This is a genomic window from Paenibacillus sp. QJM3NY_38 (assembly GCF_056173265.1).
The window spans coordinates 997,585-1,016,392 of the sequence record NZ_CM149665.1 but is presented as its reverse complement, the minus strand read 5'-3'; the positions used below and the strand labels follow the sequence as shown (position 1 = coordinate 1,016,392).

The window sequence follows — 18,808 nt, the reverse complement described above, 5'->3', positions numbered from 1 at the left end:
ATACTACCATACTAGTATATCTGTGAGAATATACCGCGGCTTCTCTGCTTTATATTGGTATCCTGGTCAGAACACAAATAACCCGTAAGCGGGGTTCCTATACAAGAACTCCGCTTACGGGCTGCTTAAGCTCGCCTACCCCTTAATTCCGGATAAAGTAACGCCTTCAATAATATATTTCTGCCCGATGATATACACAATGAGAACCGGGACGAGCGCAATGGAGGCCCCCGCCATCATCAGTGTCCAATCCGTTGAATACATGCCCCGGTATAAATTCAGCATCATCGGCACGGTAAACTTATCCGTGCTGCTGAGAAATATCAGCGGGTTAAAGAAGTTGTTCCACATCCCGAGAAAGGTAAAAATCCCGAGTGCCGATAAAGCCGGTTTGATTAGAGGAAGCATGATGCGGGCGTAGATCGTCCAGCGATTCGCGCCGTCCACGATGGCGGCCTCTTCCATTTCCTTCGGAATGCCTCTGAAGAATTGCCGGAGCAGAAACACCCCGAAGGCATTCAGCAGCGCAGAAGGGACGATAATCGCCAGATGCGTATCCAGCCATCCGATATTTTTCATGATCAAATAAAGCGGAATAATGGTCACTTGTCCCGGCACCATCATGGTTGCCAGAAACAGAATGAACAGCGGCTCCCGGAACGGGAACGTGATTTTGGCAAAAGCATAAGCCGCCATGGAGCAGGTAACCAGCTGTGAAACCACGACGATTATATTGATGTAGAAGCTGTTGAAATACGCGCGCCCGAACGGCAGCGCCGTCAGCGAATCCTTATAATTGGACCAGATGAACGGGTCCGGAATCCACTTGGGCGGCACGACGAATACTTGCGACAAATCCTTGAGCGAGCTTAGCACCATCCACACGAACGGCAGGGCCATCATGCAGGCGCCTAGGATCAGCACGATATGCAGCACCACGGTGGACATCCTCAATCCCCGATGTAACATTCATTTTCCCTCCTTCCTAAAGGTTCGACCATCAGTCTTCGTAATGCACCCACCGCTTGGACATTTTCATCTGGAACAGGGTAAGCGACAGAATCATCACGAACAGGATGACCGCCGATGCCGTGCTCTTGCCAAAGGTAAAGTCCGCAAAGGCGGTCTCATAGATGTGATAGACAAGTGTATAACTGGCCTTCGCCGGCCCGCCGGAGGTCATGACAAACGACTGGTCGAACACCTGAAAGGAACCGATAATGGACATGATCGTTACGAAAAAGGTCGTCGGGGACAGCAGCGGTATCGTAATATGGATCAGCTGCTGCCATTTGCCGGCGCCGTCAATCTCGGCTGCCTCGTAATAACTTCTCGATATGCCCTGAAGCCCGGCAAGGAACAGCACCATGTTGCCTCCCAGCCCCATCCAGACGCTCAGCAGGGCAATCGAAGGCATCACGTACCTGGAATCCGTCAGCCAGGAGGGGCCCGTTATCCCGAACCACTGCTGCAGGTACATGTTAATAAGGCCGAAGTCGGCGTTGAACAGCCACATAAACACAACGGCGACGGCAACGGACATCGTAATGTTCGGCATGAAGTAGATCAGCCGGTACAGAATCTTCCCGCGAACCCGGTTCAAGCCTACCGCTACCAGCATGGCGAGAACGATGCCTGTCGGTACCGACAGAATCGTGTAATACACCGTGTTCACCAGTGCGATGTGGAACTCCTCATCCTGAAGCTGGGACACGAAATTTTGGAGACCGATAAACTTCTTGGCTCCCATGCCGTCCCAGTTCATCATGCTGATGACAAAAGCCGAGATGAGAGGGACCAATGAAAAAGCGATCAAGCCGATCATCTGGGGGAAGATAAAAAAGTAGCCCCATAAACCGTCGGACGTCTTGCTCTTTAAGGTCGTTCTCCTCTCCGGAATCCGCTCCGGAGAAGGAGCGGCTCCGGAGCTTCCTGCAGGCTGCGTGTTCATTTCATCTCACCGTTCCTCCCCAGAGCTGGATCAATTCTTGCCGCTCTTGTAATCCTGAATTTTCTTGTTGGCCATATCCTGAATATCCTTCAACGAGCTTTCCAGATCCTGATCTTTCAGCCACAACGCCTCGAACTTGGACGTAATATCCTGGCTAAGCCCGGGAATACCGGCCTCGAACGGAGTCAGGGAATACCCGATCTCACGCGCGTCCAGGAATAACTGGGCATGCTCCGGCAGATTGCCTTCCAGCACCACTTCATCCGTTCCCTGTACCGACGGGACAGCATTGCCGCCGCCCTGCAGGCGGAAACGTTGACCCTCTTTGCTTACGTACTCGGAGAAGAAGGTGTATGCCGCTTCCTTATTCTTCGATGCCTTGTTCATCACCATGTATGCGGTCGGGATACCGGCCGGCTCGATTTTATTGCCGGTATTGGTTGGCCATGTGACCACGTCATATTCAAGTCCTTGATTCTTCTTGAACAGCGGCAGGTACCAGCGGCCTGCAGCAACGAATCCAACCTGGTTGGACATAAACATGGCATCCCCGCCCTGCCCTTTGGGAAGCGTGCCGGAGAAGGTGATGTTTTTGGATTTCACGTTGTCGTACAGGAAGCGGAACGCCTCCATCGCCTTCGGATCCGAAGCCGCTACGAAGTTCCCTTCGTCGTCGTATACTCGGCCGCCGTTGGAAGTAACCCAGCTGTGATAGCTGTTCCAGGAGTTATCCAGCACGTAGCCGTACTTTTTGCTGTCCCGGATCTTGTCCGACATTTCCTTGAATTTGTCCCAGGTCCACTGTCCGTTCGCCTGAAGATCGGCCGGCATCTCGGTGATCCCTGCTTCCTTCAGCACCTTCTTGTTGTACCACAGCACCATCGGGTTACAGTCCACCGGCACCCCGAAGGTCTGACCATCCCGAACGGCTGCGCCCCACAAGCCTTCAAAATAATCCTCCTTCTTGATCACGCTTTCCGGTGCGTCCATATACGGCGTTAAATTCTCAATGCTCTGATTCTCGATCAGTTTCACGACCAGGGCGTCCCCCGCATAGAAGATATCCGGGGCGGTCCCTCCTGTTAATTGGGTTAATATTTTCTGATCATACTCGCCCGGAATCGGAATAAATTCGACCTCAATGTCCGAGTGCTTCTTATTAAAGTCCTTCGTGAGCTCCTGAAAGCGGGTAAGCTCGCCGGGATTTCCCCAGGTCGCCCATTTGATCTTGACCTTCTCACCGCTTCCGGACTCCCCACCTTCTGATGTTCCACCGCCTCCACACGCTTGGAGTATGGATGATAGTAGAAGAATGATTGCAAGCAATGACCCTCTCACCTGTTTCCTTGTCATTTCATTTCCTCCATTCAAACCAGATTTGGACTCGCTGGCAAGCTCTTGTAAACGCTTTAATTATAAAATTTTGACAAAAAGCTTTTGAACGGATTTTGTTCCGAAAAAGTGGATTCTTTTCCGATCCTATGAAATTCCCATTATTTTCGATGCTGTCCCTGGTATTCCGCGGGCGTCATGCCTACCATCTTCTTGAACAGTTTGCTGAAGTATTTCACGTCATTAAATCCCGAGCGATCCGCCACTTCATACACGCGCAGCGATGTGGTGGAGAGCAGCTCCTTGGCCCGTTTCAGCCGCAGATCAATCACATAGTCAATGAAGTTGTGTCCGGTGACGCGCTTAAACATTTCGCTAAAATAGTTGCGGCTTACGGCCACTTCGTCCGCCACCTCCTGCAAGGAGATCGGCTCGGCAAAGCGCGCCTTAATATATTGAACGGCCTGCAACACGATCCGCTCATGCAGCGTGGATTCCGGTAAAGGGTGCCGCATAGCCTCCTCACGCAAGGTATGGAAGCCTTGGAGCACCAGCTCCTTCACTTCCTCCACCGAACGAAGCTTGCCCACTTCCCCGATCTGCGGAAGCGGCGGGCCGCCGGGAAGATGAAACATTGCGAGCAAGCTCAGAAGTTCCTCTGCTTCCCGGAGGACCTCCTGCTTTTTCATCCGTCCGGGCTGCCAGCGCTGCATGACTGACTGCAGCCTCTCTTCAGTTTTGACCATGTTTCCAACCGCCAGGGCGGCTCTAAGGGAATGCATCTCGGAAGCAGACGTCTTCTGGGCCAAATCGGCATCGGTAAGAGGGAGCTCCTCTGCCCGAAGAATCTGTTGATCTCGATGGAAGAATAGGCCCTCCAGGCTCTCGCTAGCTTCTCGAAACGCTTCCTGCAGCTTATCCATACCGTTATATCTCCTGCTGAGCCCCATGGTGCATCGGATCGGCAGACGGATAGCCGCTTCGTGCTCTAAAACCTGCCGATTTGCTTCGTCCCCTAACGGCAAGCATACAGCGATCCGATCCGTCTCCAGCCGAACGGCCAGCGCCTCCGGCACCTGGTCATATAGCTGCTCCATCAATCGCTCGATCTCGTCATGCCAATCCTTGTGCTGCACCCCGGCCGTGCCAGCCCCTGGATCAGAATCAAGCTGGAGCACGGCCAGCATATAATCGCCGTTAAGATTTCGTGCTTCCAGGCTGGCGATTGCGCCCGGCTCTCCGGAAAGCGCCTGAAAGAGCGTTTTCTCGGCGGCCTTCTTCTTATTCAGCCGCTGCTGCTGCTCATGCTCGGTCAGAATCCGCTGCATCTGCTTCTCCTCTTCCAGCTTCAGACGCATGTGATCAAGCACGGCAGCCAGAGAGTCCGCATCGAGCGTCGGCTTGAGAATGTAATCGGAAGCGCCAAGCCTGATGCCCTCGCGCACGTATTCGAAATCGCTATGACAGCTGAGCAGCAGTACCTTTACCCAAGGACAAAGCTCCCTTGTCCGACGGGTCAGTTCCAACCCGTCCATGACCGGCATCGCGATATCCGTGATCAGAATGTCCAAATCCCCGTTTACGATCCACTTCATGGCCCGCTGTCCATTCGAGGCCTCGCCCACAAGCCGGTAACCGTATTTCTCCCAGTCGAAGGTCGAGCGCAGCCCCGTACGCGCGATCGCTTCGTCATCCACGAGCAGCACTCTGTACATAATCGTCCCCCCTTTGTCTCGCAAACGTGATTGTGACCCGCGTTCCTCCGTCTTCCGGGCTTTCCACCCATACCCCATATCTGCTGCCGTAATACAGCTGAACCGTTTGGTGAACATGACGCAGGCCGATATGGGTCATGCCATGCTTGGAGTGATCCTGCTCATAGGACAGCAGTCCTTTTATTCGTTCAGGCTTAATGCCGATTCCATTGTCCTCGATCCGCACCATGACATCCTGCTGCTGCGATGTTATCCGGATCTGAATGACGCCCCTTTCATCAAGCGGGGCAATTCCGTGAAAGATCGCATTCTCCACGATCGGCTGCAGCAGCATCCGGGGAACATAAAGGCCCTCCATCTCCTCAGGGCAATCGATCCTTAACTCGATTTGGTGGTCATAGCGGTAATTCTGAATGATCATATATTTGCGAAGCAGCTCCAGTTCATCGCCAAGGCGTATGAACACCCCATTGCGCTCCAGGCTCCCCTCCAGCAGATGAACAAGGGCCGTAACCGATTGATCCACGTCATTCGTCCGGTTCAGCTTGGCCATCCAGCGGATCGAGTTCAGCGTATTGTAGAGAAAATGGGGATTGATCTGATACCGCAGCGCGCGGATTTCAGCTTTTTTCTTCTCGGACTCCTCCGCGGCGATGCGCCGGATCAGGAGGTCGATCTGCTCTATCATTTTGTTGAAGCTTCTGCCCAACTGACCGATCTCGCTGGGTCCTACATTCTTGCTGCGGACCGATAAATCGCCTGCCTCGCTTCTGCGCATCAAGCGGCTCAGGTGAACGAGCGGATTGCCGATTCTCCGCGTCATGAAATAACCCATGCCGATCGCTGCCAGAATCGATCCGAATACAATCCAGACCGTGAAGCTCCGGATGCTGGCGGAATCGGCCGTCAGTTCCTTCAGCGGCACCATGCCTACCACATGCCAGCCGTTGTTCAGGCGCGAGGGGATCATCAGCGTTTTGTTGTTGTTCAAGTTATATTCCGTCAAATCCGAGGGCAGCTTGATCCGGGACTGCCTCCCGTACATCGAAGGATCCGGATGATAGAAGTAACGATTCTCGTCATTGGCCACGTACATATACCCCGTGTCTCCGAACTGGACGTGGTTTAATTCATCGATCAGGACATCCCCCATAATCTCGATAAACATGACCCCGACAATCTCCCCTGTATCCCAGCTCCGAATCGCCCGACCTAGTCCGAAGACCGGAAATCCCATTCCCGTTTGCTTCAGGTAGGAGGTATCCGACAAGCCGAACCATACCGCCTGTCCGTTCGCCTCCAGTATCGATCGATACCATGGAGAATCCCACTGGTCCGGGATGGACATCAAGGAATCGGCACTGAGGACCGAATTGTTCCGCTGCACGTCAAACACGTACACGTCCAATATCTCCGGCGAGTTAATCATGATGGAGGTCAGCAGGTCCTTCCCCTCCTTCACCTTCAACGTCAGGTCATACTTACTGATATCCTGATCCTCTAGTATGCCGTGAACCACCTTACTGTTCAGCACCATCATCGAGGAGTCGTCCAGCTTCTTGAAGAACATGTTTAGCTTGTCACTGACTTGGGTGATGGTGAGGGAAGCCACTTTACTAACCTGTTCCTCCACGATCGAGGCCGATTTGTTATACGACAGGAACCCCATAATGAGAACCGGGAGTGTTGTGCCGATGAAAAAAAACAAAAACAGTTGAGTGACAATGGAATGAAGACGATGATATCCCCGCATACAAGCTCCCTCCGTTTCATAAGATGAAAACTGCGAACCTTTTACGATAGCGCTTACATAACTGTTTGACCTTCTTTCTTCTTCCTTTTCACCTTCTGCCTTTCCCTTACCTCCTTCTCTAACATCCCGCTCCGGAGCACCATGAAGATCCTGCTGTATCCCTCGCTCCCGGGTGTAATCATCGTATTATGTTTTCAAGTCGATGTCCCTAAGTCCATCTGCTTATGTTTGGGCTGCGCAAATAAAAAAAGATGGACCCGAAAATCTCGGGTCCATCTCTTTATATGTGGATATAATGCCGCCTTCTAGGCTTAGTAAGCCAGTGTAAACAAACCGTTGATGTGGGACAGGTAACGCATGTTACTTGCTTCTTTCATCAAGGTTGCAGGCAGACCTTTCAATTGGGTCTTGTTAGCGCCAATGGTACCGATGGCATCTTTACGTCCCAAGCTGCCGAGCGTACCGGAGAATACCGGTGTGAACGAAGCTGGTGCGCCGCCGTTCAATTGAGCGAAGATGTTGTAGCCGATCAGCTCGCCCATTTGCCATGCGAGCTGTGCCGTTGGCGGGTATGGACGACCTTCAGGTCCCATAACCACCGCGCTGTCGCCTGCAACGTATACATCAGGGTGGGATGCGGATTGCAGGAATTCGTTAACAACCGCACGTCCGCGATTGACTTCGATGCCGCAGTTAGCCACAACGGAGTTGCCCTGTACGCCGCCAGTCCATACCAATGTGCTGGTTTCGATCGTGCTTCCGTCTTTCAGTTCAACGGTTGTACCGTCCATTTTGGTAATCGGCAATCCGGTCAGGAAGTTCACGCCGCGTTTCTGCAGGCTTGTTGTCGCGCGGTCAACCAATTCAGCAGGGAAGCCCGGCAGAATCGAAGGAGCTGCTTCAACACAATAAAGCGTGATTTCTTGTGGGTCAATACCGTATTTGCGAGCCAGCTCGCTTCTCATATCGGCATATTCACCAACAAGCTCAACTCCAGTCAAGCCGCCGCCGCCAACCACGATGGTAGCGTCCGCTTTGTTTTTCGTTTTGCTGTATTCCGCAATGCGGGACTCCACATGAGCACGCAGACGATTAGCATCGTTCACGGACTTCAGAATGAAGCTGTTCTCTTGCAGTCCCGGAATGCCGAAGAATGCCGTTTCGCTGCCCAGTGCGATAACCAGGGCATCATAGGTGAAGTTTCCGCCGTCATCGAGGGAAACCGAACGCTCATCCGGCTTGATTTCCTTAACGTTGCCGATGCGCAGGTCAACGTTCGCGCCGCGCAGAAGCTTGTCGAGCGGCAAAGCTACTGCTTTCTCTGCGATGTTGCCTGCTGCCAGACGGTGCAATTCCGTAATGATCTGATGGGTTGGGAAACGGTTGATCAGCGTGATTTTTGCAGCAGCACCAAAATGCTCGCGTGCAGAAAGCGCACTAAGCAAGCCGCCATAGCCTCCGCCCAAAATTAAAATATGTTTAGACATGACCATCCTCCGTTCTTCGTATGATTATGGATTAACGCTTGTTTTGTTGGTCGCGCTCGTTAAGAACGTCCAAAAAAGCCTGAGCATAGCGAAGACCCTTTTGAACCTGAGGATCTTTCAGCATTTTCATCAGACCAAATACGCCGATCTGAGCTTGGTCGCCTTGAGCGTGTACACGGTCTCCGGCTTCGATGGCTGCAGATGCAACGCTTTTTGCTGCTGTCGTGATTGGCTTCGCGAATCCGCTAAGGGAAGCCATGGTGTCTTCCGCAAGCACGGGATCCGTAGCTACGGATTTACCGAAGTCATAAGCTTTAGTCATGACGGTCAGCATTTCCGTAAGTTTTGGAAGATTGTCCACGAGAGTTGTGAGGGATTCCTGAACCTCGGGCTTGAGCAGTTGTTCGAGCAGCACATCAGGACGGCTGGACGCCGCAGCTTCTTGGTTTCCTACAACATTTTCCGGAGTTTGGGACGGCTGTGGAGAAGATGTTTCTGTCATAAAGAATTGCCTCCTTTTCTTTAAGTGAATTCCCAAGATGAACTTGGCGACGATCGAACCGGCTAGCTTTAATTTTGGGATAACCGGTATCTATTATGCATCACTTACAAAAGTGCGAACTTATGGGTGACTCACTATCGCCAAAAATAAAGCAGGGGGAAACTTCCCCCTCCTTTATTCGGAAACAATCTTAGGGATTGTGATAAATATCTCTAAGTACTAGTCTATAACTTGTGAAGCATAATTACAAACATAAAATGCAATTTTCGACTACAAAGTTAGAACGCGATACTCGCTTTCTTCATATGTAACTCTTGTAACAGGGCGGCCGGAAAAGTCAAGCGCTTCCCGAAGCGGAATCCAAGCGGTACCGCCGATTAAATGAACATCCGAAGACACCGGTTTGCCCCCTGTTTGCATAGGGAATAACAAACCACCCACCGGGTCAGCTTCCCAGCGATTCCCTGCAAGCGTCACCTGCACCGTCTTGTTGTGAGACTTCCAGGTCACGCTTCCGCCGAGCCGCTCCACCAGGGAACGCAGCGGTACCATCAACCGGCCGTCCACCATTTTGTATTCACCTGCCGCGAATGCAGTCTCCATTCCTCCAAATTCCACAGCAAGCGTTCTCCCGGTCTCAAATAGCGCGGCATTGGCTGTGACATGTTCGCGAATCCACTGCTTTGAAGGCTGCGAAGCCTTACGAGCACTCGGCTGGGCACGAAATTGAACAGGCTGGATCTCCGGAGACAATACGTCAAAGGCATAACCTTGCTTTTTATAATAGGAAATAATCTCCGGCAGGGCCTTGACGCTCTCAGCATGCCCTTTACCGTCATGAAGAAGCACGATCGCCTCATTGCCATTCACTTTCGTGGTTGCCCCTTTGACGATGTCTTTAACCGGAACGCCTCGATACTTGGAATCGCCGCTGTCGACGTTCCAATCGAATACATGATATCCCCCCTGCTTCATGTATTGAAAATAGGCTTCATCAAAATGTCCGGCCGTCCCCCCGGGAGCTCTGACCAGCTGCGGCCGTTCACCCGTAATTAAACGAATGATTTCCTCCGTTTTCTTAATCTGCCCCCAGAAATCCTGAAAATGCCCGTAGAGCTCGTCATAACGATGATCATATGTATGATTCCCAATCACATGGCCTTCCTCATAGATGCGGTTGATAATTTCGGGACGGGTCTCCGCCTCCTTGCCCAGTACAAAAAATGTGCCTTTAATTCCTTCGCGCTTCAAAATATCCAGAACATCCAGCGTCAGATCCGATGGCCCGTCGTCAAATGTCAGGTATACCGTTTTGTCACTTTGTTTCTTATATTGAACAGGTGCGGCGTTCACGGCCGGTGTATTCTTGAATGCAGTCGTGACGATTGGCAGGCTGGCCTCTTCGGGCTTAACCTGTACATCCTGCCGAGTTACTGTCATTGGCGCCGATGCCAGAGGAGCCTGTTCCACATATATGTCTATCGGCCGCTGGACCTCAAGCCCCATACCGATCATGATCAGCAATGCCAACACGCCGAAAAATACCGCAATTGATGTTACCCGCACCATATTTTTCATTATCAACTCTACCTCCATCGTTTCTATGAGTTCGGCTTCCTGATAGATTATATGGAGGACGTTTCAAAAAAAGACTAGGATTTGATATTTTACAACCGGAAGGGATGATAGAACATCCGGGCAAACAAGAAAATGGTACGTTCGTGCGAGTCTTCTCCGTTTCTTCCGGCAATGTCGTATCCGCCCTCCTTGAGAGCAACGGAACCTTCTTGGGGCAATGCCGTGAACGCGCTAAAAGCCCTTGTGACTGGGCCCTGGAATCGACGGGGACCAGGCGAATGACGGCAACAGGGCATGGTACTCCCAAACAGCTCGATTCTCCTGGATTAGCGGTATTTGATGATATTCGAGGACTGTGGTTCCGCTATTCCTTTGTTTTCTGCCCTTTAATGGAGGTATGAGGACATGAGATCCACTATTGCAAGATATTGCGGGCTAAATTCGTGATTTTGGGTGCATTAACGGATCCTCTGTCCGGATGGCCTACCAAATGGATCGGTTATCGGTAAATAGCGGATCGAGTGTCCAAATGGGCTCAAAAACAGCTCGTTTTTACAGCATACAGAGGATCCTATGTCTGCCGGCCCGAAACAGCTCGTTTTCGGTAAAACAGCCAAACGCGGGCGAGCCGCTGCGAGAACCGGTGGCCCCCTACTCTCCCTTCGCCGACCTATACCTCTGGTCTTATTTATTTAAAAAAAGGTCCCTTATCATGCCTGTTCAGGCATGCTGAGGGACCGTTCTTCATATAGCTATGACAGCACGGCTGCGAGAACCGCTTCGACATGACCTTTTACTTTCACTTTCCGCCACTCGGCGGCCAGCTTTCCCTGCTCATCAATTAGGAAGGTCGAGCGTACAATACCCATATACTCGCGGCCGAACATCTTCTTCATCTGCCACACGTCAAACATTTCGCTTACCTTATGCTCCTCATCAGACAAGAGCAAGTAGGGCAGGCTATGCTTATCGATGAATTTGGCATGGGAGTTCAGAGGATCCGGGCTAATCCCGATCACGACTGCCCCTGCCTGCTCCAAGCTTCCATAATGGTCCCGGAAGCTGCAAGCCTCTTCCGTGCAGGTTGGGGTCATATTTTTCGGATAGAAGAACAGCACGACTTTACGTCCACGAAAATCGCTTAAAGCTACCTTCTCCCCGTTCGAAGCCGGAAGTGAAAAATCCGGCACCTGGCTTCCAACTGTCAACTGCGTTTGATCTGCGATAAGTCTCAACTCCTAAAATACGGACTTTAGTCCCGAAAATTGATTGTCTTTTCGAAAAAAATTATAATAGAATGAATGTCGAATGTTCAAATGTTCTATCGAATTCATTCATCAGCGTAATCCGAAAGGAAGAACACAATGACCAAAAAAACAAAGAAGACGATTATATGGAGTGTCAGCCTCATCCTTGCCGCTATTATTGGTTATGGCATTTATTATGCGGCATCGTTCTACGACGGCTTGCAAAGTCTTCAGAAATCAGGTGAATCCTCCCCTTTTCGTGAAATCGAAAAAGTAGATGCCAAAGTTCCGGCACCACCCGAGTGGGAAGGAACGGAGACGGTTAACATTCTGCTGATGGGCGTGGATGCGCGCGGTTTTGAGGAAGGCGAAATTCCTCGATCCGACAGTATGCTTGTTGCCTCGATTGATCCCGTGAAGAAGAAAATGCACTTATTCTCTATTTTGCGCGATACTTACGTAGAAATACCCGGATATGACCGAAACCGAATCAATACGGCCATTACACACGGCCCGAATACGGCCATGAAGGCTGTTGGCGATCTGCTGGGCATTCCGGTTCAATACTACGTCTATACGGATTTCCAGGGTTTCATGAAGCTGGTTGATTCCGTTGGCGGAGTTGATTTCTATGTTGAGAAGGACATGAATTATTCCAGTAAAGCAGACAAAAACGAATACGACATCGAACTGAAGCAAGGCATGCAGCATCTGGATGGCAATGCGGCGCTGCAATATGTCCGGTTCCGCTATGATGCGATGGGCGACTTTACCCGCACCGAGCGTCAGCGCGAGCTCTTGAAGGCCGTAGCCAAAAAAATGCAGACCACCACTTCCATCATGAAGCTTCCGGACATTCTGAAGTCCGTCAGCCCGTATATCGATACCAATCTCGATGTTGAGGATATGTGGAAGCTTGCGAACGTTGCCTACAAGAGTAAAATGAGCGGCAGCGAACAGGTGCCTCCGATGAAGCTCCTGAAGGAAGAACATATCGGCGGGGCAGCCGTTCTAACGGTCGGCAATTCGGATACGCTGAAACAGTATATCCAGGACATCTTAAATCCGCCTACGCCTGATCCTGAGACAGAAGGCAGCCAAGGTACGGACAGCAATTCTGAAACCACTGGTTCTGAGAATGACGATTCTGAGAATGGTCATTCGGATAGCTCTACTGTTCCATCTGCAACAACGGATCGTAACTAATACACTTACAGCAAGCAGGACAGGAGCTATGTCATTTTAGCTGCCTGTCCTGCTTCATGAAGAAAGGAAGTTAATGATAATGACAACATCAAGAAACCGTTCAGAAACTCTATATCAAGAAGCGCTGCAGCATATCGTAGGCGGCGTAAACAGCCCCTCCCGTTCGTTCAAAGCCGTAGGCGGCGGTGCCCCCGTTTTCATGAAACGCGCGAATGGAGCTCACTTCTGGGACGAGGACGGCAATCGCTACATCGATTATTTGGCAGCCTATGGCCCGATCATAACCGGACATGCCCATCCGCATATTACGGCCGCAATCACGGCAGCAGCTCAAAACGGCACCCTCTACGGGGCGCCTACGGAGCTTGAGATCACCTTGGCCAAAATGCTGAAGGCTGCCATCCCGTCCATGGACAAGGTGCGTTTCGTCAATTCCGGCACCGAGGCGGTCATGACCACGATCCGGGTCGCCCGCGCCTACACCAAGCGCAACAAAATCATCAAGTTCGCCGGCTGCTACCATGGCCATTCCGATCTTGTCCTCGTGGCAGCAGGCTCCGGTCCTTCCACGCTCGGCATTCCGGACAGCGCCGGGATCCCGGCCAGCATTGCAACGGAAGTCATTACCGTTCCGTTCAACGATCTGGAAGGCTTGCGGGCTGCCCTCGACGCGTGGGGCGATGATGTGGCTGCCGTTATGGTGGAACCGATCGTTGGCAACTTCGGCATGGTGATGCCGAAGCCGGGATTTCTCGAAGGCTTATGCCAGATGACGCACGACAACGGCTCGCTGGTCATCTATGACGAAGTAATCAGCGCTTTCCGCTTCCACTACGGATCTACCCAAACTTATGCGGGTCTGGACAATCACGAGGCGATTCAGCCGGATCTTACGGCGCTTGGCAAAATCATCGGCGGCGGTCTGCCTATCGGCGCCTATGGCGGCCGTAAACACGTGATGGAACAGGTCGCACCGCTCGGTCCTGCTTATCAGGCAGGAACCATGGCGGGTAATCCAGCCTCCATCGCCGCCGGAATCGCTTGCTTGGAGGTTCTGCAGGGTGAAGGCGTATATGAAGAAATGGAGCGCTTGACCAACAAGCTGACGGAAGGCTTGCAGGCATCCGCCGACCGCCACGGCATTCCGCTCACAATCAACCGCATCCGGGGCTCCTTCTCCACTCACTTCTGCGATCACCCGGTCACGAATTATGACGAAGCGCAGGACACCGACGGCGAAGCCTTCGCCGCATTCTTCCGCCATATGCTGGACCGCGGCGTAAACCTGGCTCCTTCCAAGTACGAGGCCTGGTTTATGACCACTGCCCATACGGATGCCGACATTGAGGCTACGCTTGAGGCTGCGGAGGAATCTTTTAAGGCCATGAAGAATTAATATAGATAAATGCATAACCCGCGAAAGGAGAACTCCTCATGAAAAAGCGGTTGAACAAGTTATAACATGCTCCAGATCCATGCCATGCTTCAACGGTCCGGATCCGTGGACCTCCAGACCTGTCCGATTCAAATCATGAGTCATCTAAATATGAATGCGGAGGCTGGATAACATGAGAAGCGAGCAAGAAATGATGGATTTGGTATTGGGCTACGCAGCCCGCGACGAACGGGTTCGGGCCGTGACCCTGGAGGGCTCCCGAACGAATCCCAACGTGCCGAAGGATATTTTCCAGGATTACGATATCAGCTTTCACGTAACGGACATGGACAGCTTTATTCAGGATCCGAACTGGATCGACGTCTTCGGCGAACGAATTATACTGCAGACGCCCGAAAACATGGCCATGTTTCCTCCGGATCTTGGAGGCTGGTTCTCGTACCTGATGCTATTTACCGACGGCAACCGGATTGACATGACCCTGATTCCCATTGAGGAGAAGGAGAAATACTGCAGGGAAGACAAACTGATCCAGATCTTAATGGATAAAGATCAGGCCTTTCCCAATATTCCTGCTCCCTCCGACGCGGATTTCTGGGTAAAGTGCCCGTCGGCAGCCTTTTTCGAGGATTGCTGCAATGAATTCTGGTGGGTATCCACGTATGTAGCCAAGGGCTTGTGGCGGGAAGAAATACTGTATGCCCAAGACCACTTTCACAACATCATGCGTCCGATGCTGATGAAAATGCTGGGGTGGCAGGTAGGTACCCAGACCGGTTTCTCGCTCAGCATAGGCAAGAACGGCAAGTACTTGAAAAACTACCTGTCATCGGACAGCTGGAACGAGCTGATGTCCACCTACCCTCGCGGAACCTACGAAGAGGTGTGGGAGGCGCTGTTTACGATGGGAGCGCTGTTCCGCAGAACCGCGCTTTATGTCGCTGAACAGCTGGGCTTCGAATACGATATGGGGCAGGATCAGCGCGTTACCTCCTTCCTGCAGCATGTCCGGCAGCTGCCGGCGGATGCCAAGGCGATCTATTAAGATTGCGGGAAGCTGCGGTTCCCTTGATTCCAAATATCGAACCCAAGCAGCCGGGCTCAAAGCGGATTAACCACTGGTCCCAGTGAAGCCACGATTGCTAAGAATATGAATCAGCAAAGAGAGACGCCGCTCCGGCGTCTCTCTTTATTGTGCTGCAGACATCTCCAAAATCCCATCCGCGGACAGCCGCTCCTTTACTTCAACCCGATCTTGGCGACTGCGCTCTCCTGCAAACAAAATTTATTGAATCCATTTGTCACATTTGTGCTTTGCCCAAACGTAATACAAATTGTAAAGGGGTGAAACCACTTGGATGAACCAGCATTCCATCAGATCGTTGCTGATGTTTTGAAGGGAGAGATCGACAAATATGAGCTGATCATGAACCGCTGCCACAAAGCCATCTTCAACTATTGCTATCACATGCTTGGCGACTATGCCGAAGCCGAAGATTGCACCCAGGAAGCTTTTTTGAAAGCTTATCGCAATCTATCTAAATTCGAACCGGACAAGCCTTTCGAAGCCTGGCTGTACCGCATCGCCTCCAACCAGTGCATCGACTACCTCCGCAAGCGAAAGCTATCCCGATTCCTCCCCTTTCTGTATCAGAAGGATCAGGATAACCGGCATGTCGATCAGGTCATCGAGCACAAATACTACAATCCGTCCGTGCTCCGGGCGCTGGCCAGGCTGACCGCCGAGGAACGAAGCCTGCTCATCCTGCGCTGCGTCGAGGACAAGAGCTATCATGAGATCAGCCTTATTTTGCAACAAAGCACGACCTATCTTAGGAAAAAATTTCAGCGAGCCGCAGCCAAGTTCCGCAAACATTATGCCATGGCCGAGGGGGAAGAAACGAATGAGCATGGACAACGACCAGGACCTGAAACCACTCTTTCAGAGGGTTGAGCCGATCGGGACAGCCCTCCAGGAACGCGTCATGAACCAAATTCGGGAAAAACAACTTAAAAGGGAGCGATTTTTTGTGAAATACAAAGTTAGCATTCTCTTAATGGCCGGCATGCTGCTTACCGCATCGACCGGATTTGCGGCCGTACAGTACCATTCCTTAACCAACAGCAAAGGGGAAGTTCTTTATGAGGAGAAATCGGACGCTCAGGCGCCTTCACCAAAAAACTATTCAAAAAAGGAACTGAACCGCATACATCTCATGAACACCATCTGGGACGAACAGATCAAGCCGGGCGAAGCCGCCATCATTTCCGTCGTACCGGATAATCCAAAGCATGTCATCGACATCAAATCCACTCCGCATGCCGTCAAGGATTTCGCCAAGCTGCAAAGCATGGTGAACGTGCCCGGTTTGCCGCTGGCCAAGGAACTGTCCGGTTCGGGCACATATACGTTCAAAAACGCCAGTGTGCACATGGAACGCGAGACTGATGTGACCCCGCTGACCGAACAGGAAAAAGCCGACATCGCCAAAAAGCTGCTTGAAAAAGCCAAAGCCTCCGGGAAGGACTACGCCCTGATGCCGGTGAAGTTCACCGATCAATTCTGGCTTTCGACGGTATATTATGCCAGCGGCAATAAAAAAGTCTCCCTTACCATTCTGAATAACGGGGACCACGGAAGCGTGACCTCCTACTGGGACGAGAGCACGGGCATGACCAGCCGGAAAATCGAGATCAACGGGCAGGACGTGCTGCAAAAAACGTGGAGCGGCGGAAACTCGGCGCAGCTGGCGCAGCTGGACTGGGTCTATGAAGAACCAACCACCGGACATCACTACATGCTTTCGCTCAACTCTACCACGGGTGACATCGCTGCCGAAGAGCTGATCCGCATTGCCAAGACAATAATTCCGAAGACGGATTCCAAGTAAGCAGCGTGATGTCACTTGGCTTAGGGCTGTCATAATAGCAATCATTATAACAATATAAAAAGTCGCCTGTGGCAGTCTCGGGATCCGGACACGAATCAGGCGGCCGTGTTTAAGAAGGGCTGACCTTTCGCCCGGCTTGAGCAACTAGTTCCAAGGATATGAGAAAGCAAAGAGAGACGCCGCTCCGGCATCTCTCTTTACTGTGCTGCAGAATTCTCCCCAATCCCATCCGGGGCAGCCGCTCCCTTACTTCTGTTCGATCTTATCGAAGAAATTCTCCTGAACCAGCTTGGCTGTTTCGTCCAGCTGTTTCTTGGAATCCGTGCCTTCCTTCGAGAACGATTCCTGTACAACGTTGGACATCGCCGCATAATAATCCTGCGTACCGAATTGCGCTTCCGGTTTGCCTTCCAACAGGCTGAAGAGCTGCGGATCATATTTGTAGACGTTATCGTACTTATCGTAGATGGCTTTCACCTTCGCGGCATACTCGGAATCATCGCTGAAATATTCCAGCGGCGTCGGTACAAAGTATTTGCCTTCGGCTTTGCGGGCATTAATCGTATCTTCCACCGATTTCAGCGCATCATCCGTAAAATAATCAAACGTGATGTAACGGAAAGCCATTTCCTGCTCTTCCTTCGTGGCATTCGGGTTGATGACCAAGTAATTTCCGCCCAAAATGCCGTGATGCGCTCCGCCTTTCTCCATGGCAGGCATCGGATATGCCAGCACATCCTCAGGCTTCATGCCGCCCTCATTCAATGCCGGCTGGATCACGTCAAATGCGCCCGCAATGACCATCGCCGTACGTCCCTGCTGGAACGAGCTGACGGCATCGCCCCAACCGAGAGCCCAGTCCTGCGGAATGGCGTTCGCTTCCCATCTCAGCTTCTTGTAGAAGTCCAGCGCCTTCACGCCGGCTTCCGAGTTAAACACGGCCTTCACTTTGCCGCCCTCGTTCACTTCGATATCCCCGCCGGCTTCGAACAGGAAGTTGGTCCAGTTCCATCCCGCTTCGTTACCTTTGCCCATCGGCGCGATGCCGGATATGCCGGCCTTCGGATCTGCGGCCCCTTTCGCCGTGTTGTACATGTCGTCCCAAGTCCAATCCATCGGCGGAACCGGTACGCCCTTCGCATCCAGCAGCTTCTTGTTCACGATCGTTGACGTGATATACCCGTTCTGCGTAACGCCATACACTTTGCCGTCCACGATGAATTGATCCTGCAGCACGGGATTCATGTCGTCCTTGTACTCCCACTCGTTCCAGAACTCCGTGATGTCCGCCACCCAGCCCCGCTCCACGAGCAGCTGTGCCTCCGTGGCCCAAGTGTTATAAAAAGTCGGAGCTTCGTTCGAAGCCATCTTCACCCCAATTTCGTTGACGCTGTACTGCCAGTCGTCCTTCACGATGGTCACGTTCGGATATTTCGCCTGGAAACGGGCAATTTTATCATCCTCCTGCTGACGCAGCGTTGTGTCATCCGGCAGCGGATAGTGGATCTTGATCGTTATCTTTTGATCCGCGATATCCTGTTTCGGTTCCTCTGTTTGCGTCGTGGTCGTCCCGCCCGAATTGGCGGTCCCTCCGTCTTTATTGCCGGCCTCCGGCGCTGCTTTGCCACCGCCGCACGCGGCGAGCAAGGAGCTGAACAGCATAAGGCAGATCAGTAGTGCTGAGAACTTGCGCATGGATACTCCCCTTTTCCTTATTGAATTGATAATGTCCTTTCTTATCTCCATCATA

16 protein-coding genes are annotated in these 18,808 nt (G+C 51.9%); 6 read left to right on the top strand and 10 right to left on the bottom strand.

The features are described 5' to 3' along the window. Nucleotides 1-135 precede the first annotated feature (135 nt). The 8 genes from AC0VZ8_RS04515 to AC0VZ8_RS04480 form a co-directional block, all read right to left on the bottom strand. Nucleotides 136-969, bottom strand: coding sequence for a carbohydrate ABC transporter permease (locus AC0VZ8_RS04515; RefSeq protein ID WP_071220849.1), 834 nt, complete (start codon nt 967-969; stop codon nt 136-138). Between the two features lie 31 nt (nt 970-1,000). Next, the gene (locus AC0VZ8_RS04510) at nt 1,001-1,951 is read right to left on the bottom strand and encodes a carbohydrate ABC transporter permease (protein WP_113059341.1); all 951 of its coding nucleotides are present in this window, start codon (nt 1,949-1,951) and stop codon (nt 1,001-1,003) included. Nucleotides 1,952-1,981: 30 nt separating this feature from the next. After that, nucleotides 1,982-3,304, bottom strand: a complete 1,323-nt coding sequence (locus AC0VZ8_RS04505) for an ABC transporter substrate-binding protein (RefSeq protein ID WP_071220850.1) — start codon at nt 3,302-3,304, stop codon at nt 1,982-1,984. A 140-nt stretch (nt 3,305-3,444) separates the two neighbouring features. Then, entirely contained in the window at nt 3,445-4,998 is a 1,554-nt protein-coding gene (locus AC0VZ8_RS04500) for a response regulator (RefSeq protein WP_475486151.1), read from the bottom strand. Next, complete coding sequence (locus tag AC0VZ8_RS04495) at nt 4,973-6,751, bottom strand: histidine kinase (RefSeq protein WP_475486150.1); 1,779 nt, start codon at nt 6,749-6,751, stop codon at nt 4,973-4,975. Before AC0VZ8_RS04495 ends, AC0VZ8_RS04500 begins: the two co-directional genes overlap by 26 nt. Before the next feature lie 311 nt (nt 6,752-7,062). Next, on the bottom strand, nt 7,063-8,238 hold the full coding sequence (locus AC0VZ8_RS04490) for an NAD(P)/FAD-dependent oxidoreductase (RefSeq protein ID WP_071220853.1): 1,176 nt from the start codon (nt 8,236-8,238) through the stop codon (nt 7,063-7,065). Nucleotides 8,239-8,269: 31 nt separating this feature from the next. Further along, on the bottom strand, nt 8,270-8,740 hold the full coding sequence (locus AC0VZ8_RS04485; RefSeq protein WP_475486149.1) for a DUF1641 domain-containing protein: 471 nt from the start codon (nt 8,738-8,740) through the stop codon (nt 8,270-8,272). Nucleotides 8,741-9,010: 270 nt separating this feature from the next. Beyond that, nucleotides 9,011-10,318 (bottom strand): polysaccharide deacetylase family protein, encoded by a 1,308-nt coding sequence (locus tag AC0VZ8_RS04480; protein WP_475486148.1) that lies wholly within the window; start codon nt 10,316-10,318, stop codon nt 9,011-9,013. Between the two features lie 104 nt (nt 10,319-10,422). On the opposite strand from AC0VZ8_RS04480, the gene AC0VZ8_RS04475 reads away from it, so the two are divergent. After that, a complete protein-coding gene (locus tag AC0VZ8_RS04475) occupies nt 10,423-10,719 on the top strand; it encodes a hypothetical protein (protein WP_475486147.1) in 297 nt (98 codons plus the stop codon). 351 nt (nt 10,720-11,070) lie between these two features. Here the strand turns inward: AC0VZ8_RS04475 and bcp are convergent, their stop codons facing one another. Next, nucleotides 11,071-11,553, bottom strand: a complete 483-nt coding sequence (gene bcp, locus AC0VZ8_RS04470) for a thioredoxin-dependent thiol peroxidase (RefSeq protein WP_475486146.1) — start codon at nt 11,551-11,553, stop codon at nt 11,071-11,073. A gap of 129 nt (nt 11,554-11,682) precedes the next feature. Between bcp and AC0VZ8_RS04465 the strand changes: the two genes are divergently transcribed. From AC0VZ8_RS04465 to AC0VZ8_RS04445, 5 genes are all read left to right on the top strand, one after another. Then, complete coding sequence (locus AC0VZ8_RS04465) at nt 11,683-12,771, top strand: LCP family protein (RefSeq protein WP_194540927.1); 1,089 nt, start codon at nt 11,683-11,685, stop codon at nt 12,769-12,771. 79 nt (nt 12,772-12,850) lie between these two features. Then, nucleotides 12,851-14,167 (top strand): glutamate-1-semialdehyde 2,1-aminomutase, encoded by a 1,317-nt coding sequence (locus AC0VZ8_RS04460; RefSeq protein ID WP_475486145.1) that lies wholly within the window; start codon nt 12,851-12,853, stop codon nt 14,165-14,167. Nucleotides 14,168-14,339: 172 nt separating this feature from the next. Next, entirely contained in the window at nt 14,340-15,212 is an 873-nt protein-coding gene (locus AC0VZ8_RS04455; RefSeq protein ID WP_071220858.1) for an aminoglycoside 6-adenylyltransferase, read from the top strand. A gap of 309 nt (nt 15,213-15,521) precedes the next feature. After that, on the top strand, nt 15,522-16,121 hold the full coding sequence (locus AC0VZ8_RS04450; protein ID WP_071220859.1) for an RNA polymerase sigma factor: 600 nt from the start codon (nt 15,522-15,524) through the stop codon (nt 16,119-16,121). Then, nucleotides 16,072-17,058, top strand: coding sequence for a DUF4367 domain-containing protein (locus tag AC0VZ8_RS04445; RefSeq protein WP_475486144.1), 987 nt, complete (start codon nt 16,072-16,074; stop codon nt 17,056-17,058). The genes AC0VZ8_RS04450 and AC0VZ8_RS04445 overlap by 50 nt, the downstream gene beginning before the upstream one ends. A 246-nt stretch (nt 17,059-17,304) precedes the next feature. On the opposite strand, the gene AC0VZ8_RS04440 is transcribed toward AC0VZ8_RS04445, so the two are convergent. Continuing rightward, on the bottom strand, nt 17,305-18,753 hold the full coding sequence (locus AC0VZ8_RS04440; protein WP_475486143.1) for an ABC transporter substrate-binding protein: 1,449 nt from the start codon (nt 18,751-18,753) through the stop codon (nt 17,305-17,307). Nucleotides 18,754-18,808: the final 55 nt, after the last annotated feature.

Excerpts from the sequence above, each read along its gene's own strand:
- AC0VZ8_RS04465 (WP_194540927.1), top strand. The coding sequence starts at position 11,683 with ATGACCAAAAAAACAAAGAAGACGATTATATGGAGTGTCAGCCTCATC.
- AC0VZ8_RS04480 (WP_475486148.1), bottom strand. The coding sequence starts at position 10,318 with ATGAAAAATATGGTGCGGGTAACATCAATTGCGGTATTTTTCGGCGTG.
- AC0VZ8_RS04510 (WP_113059341.1), bottom strand. The coding sequence starts at position 1,951 with ATGAACACGCAGCCTGCAGGAAGCTCCGGAGCCGCTCCTTCTCCGGAG.
- AC0VZ8_RS04495 (WP_475486150.1), bottom strand. The coding sequence starts at position 6,751 with ATGCGGGGATATCATCGTCTTCATTCCATTGTCACTCAACTGTTTTTG.
- AC0VZ8_RS04460 (WP_475486145.1), top strand. The coding sequence starts at position 12,851 with ATGACAACATCAAGAAACCGTTCAGAAACTCTATATCAAGAAGCGCTG.
- AC0VZ8_RS04445 (WP_475486144.1), top strand. The coding sequence starts at position 16,072 with ATGAGCATGGACAACGACCAGGACCTGAAACCACTCTTTCAGAGGGTT.
- AC0VZ8_RS04500 (WP_475486151.1), bottom strand. The coding sequence starts at position 4,998 with ATGTACAGAGTGCTGCTCGTGGATGACGAAGCGATCGCGCGTACGGGG.
- AC0VZ8_RS04515 (WP_071220849.1), bottom strand. The coding sequence starts at position 969 with ATGTTACATCGGGGATTGAGGATGTCCACCGTGGTGCTGCATATCGTG.
- AC0VZ8_RS04505 (WP_071220850.1), bottom strand. The coding sequence starts at position 3,304 with ATGACAAGGAAACAGGTGAGAGGGTCATTGCTTGCAATCATTCTTCTA.
- AC0VZ8_RS04440 (WP_475486143.1), bottom strand. The coding sequence starts at position 18,753 with ATGCGCAAGTTCTCAGCACTACTGATCTGCCTTATGCTGTTCAGCTCC.
- AC0VZ8_RS04475 (WP_475486147.1), top strand. The coding sequence starts at position 10,423 with ATGATAGAACATCCGGGCAAACAAGAAAATGGTACGTTCGTGCGAGTC.
- AC0VZ8_RS04490 (WP_071220853.1), bottom strand. The coding sequence starts at position 8,238 with ATGTCTAAACATATTTTAATTTTGGGCGGAGGCTATGGCGGCTTGCTT.
- AC0VZ8_RS04485 (WP_475486149.1), bottom strand. The coding sequence starts at position 8,740 with ATGACAGAAACATCTTCTCCACAGCCGTCCCAAACTCCGGAAAATGTT.
- AC0VZ8_RS04455 (WP_071220858.1), top strand. The coding sequence starts at position 14,340 with ATGAGAAGCGAGCAAGAAATGATGGATTTGGTATTGGGCTACGCAGCC.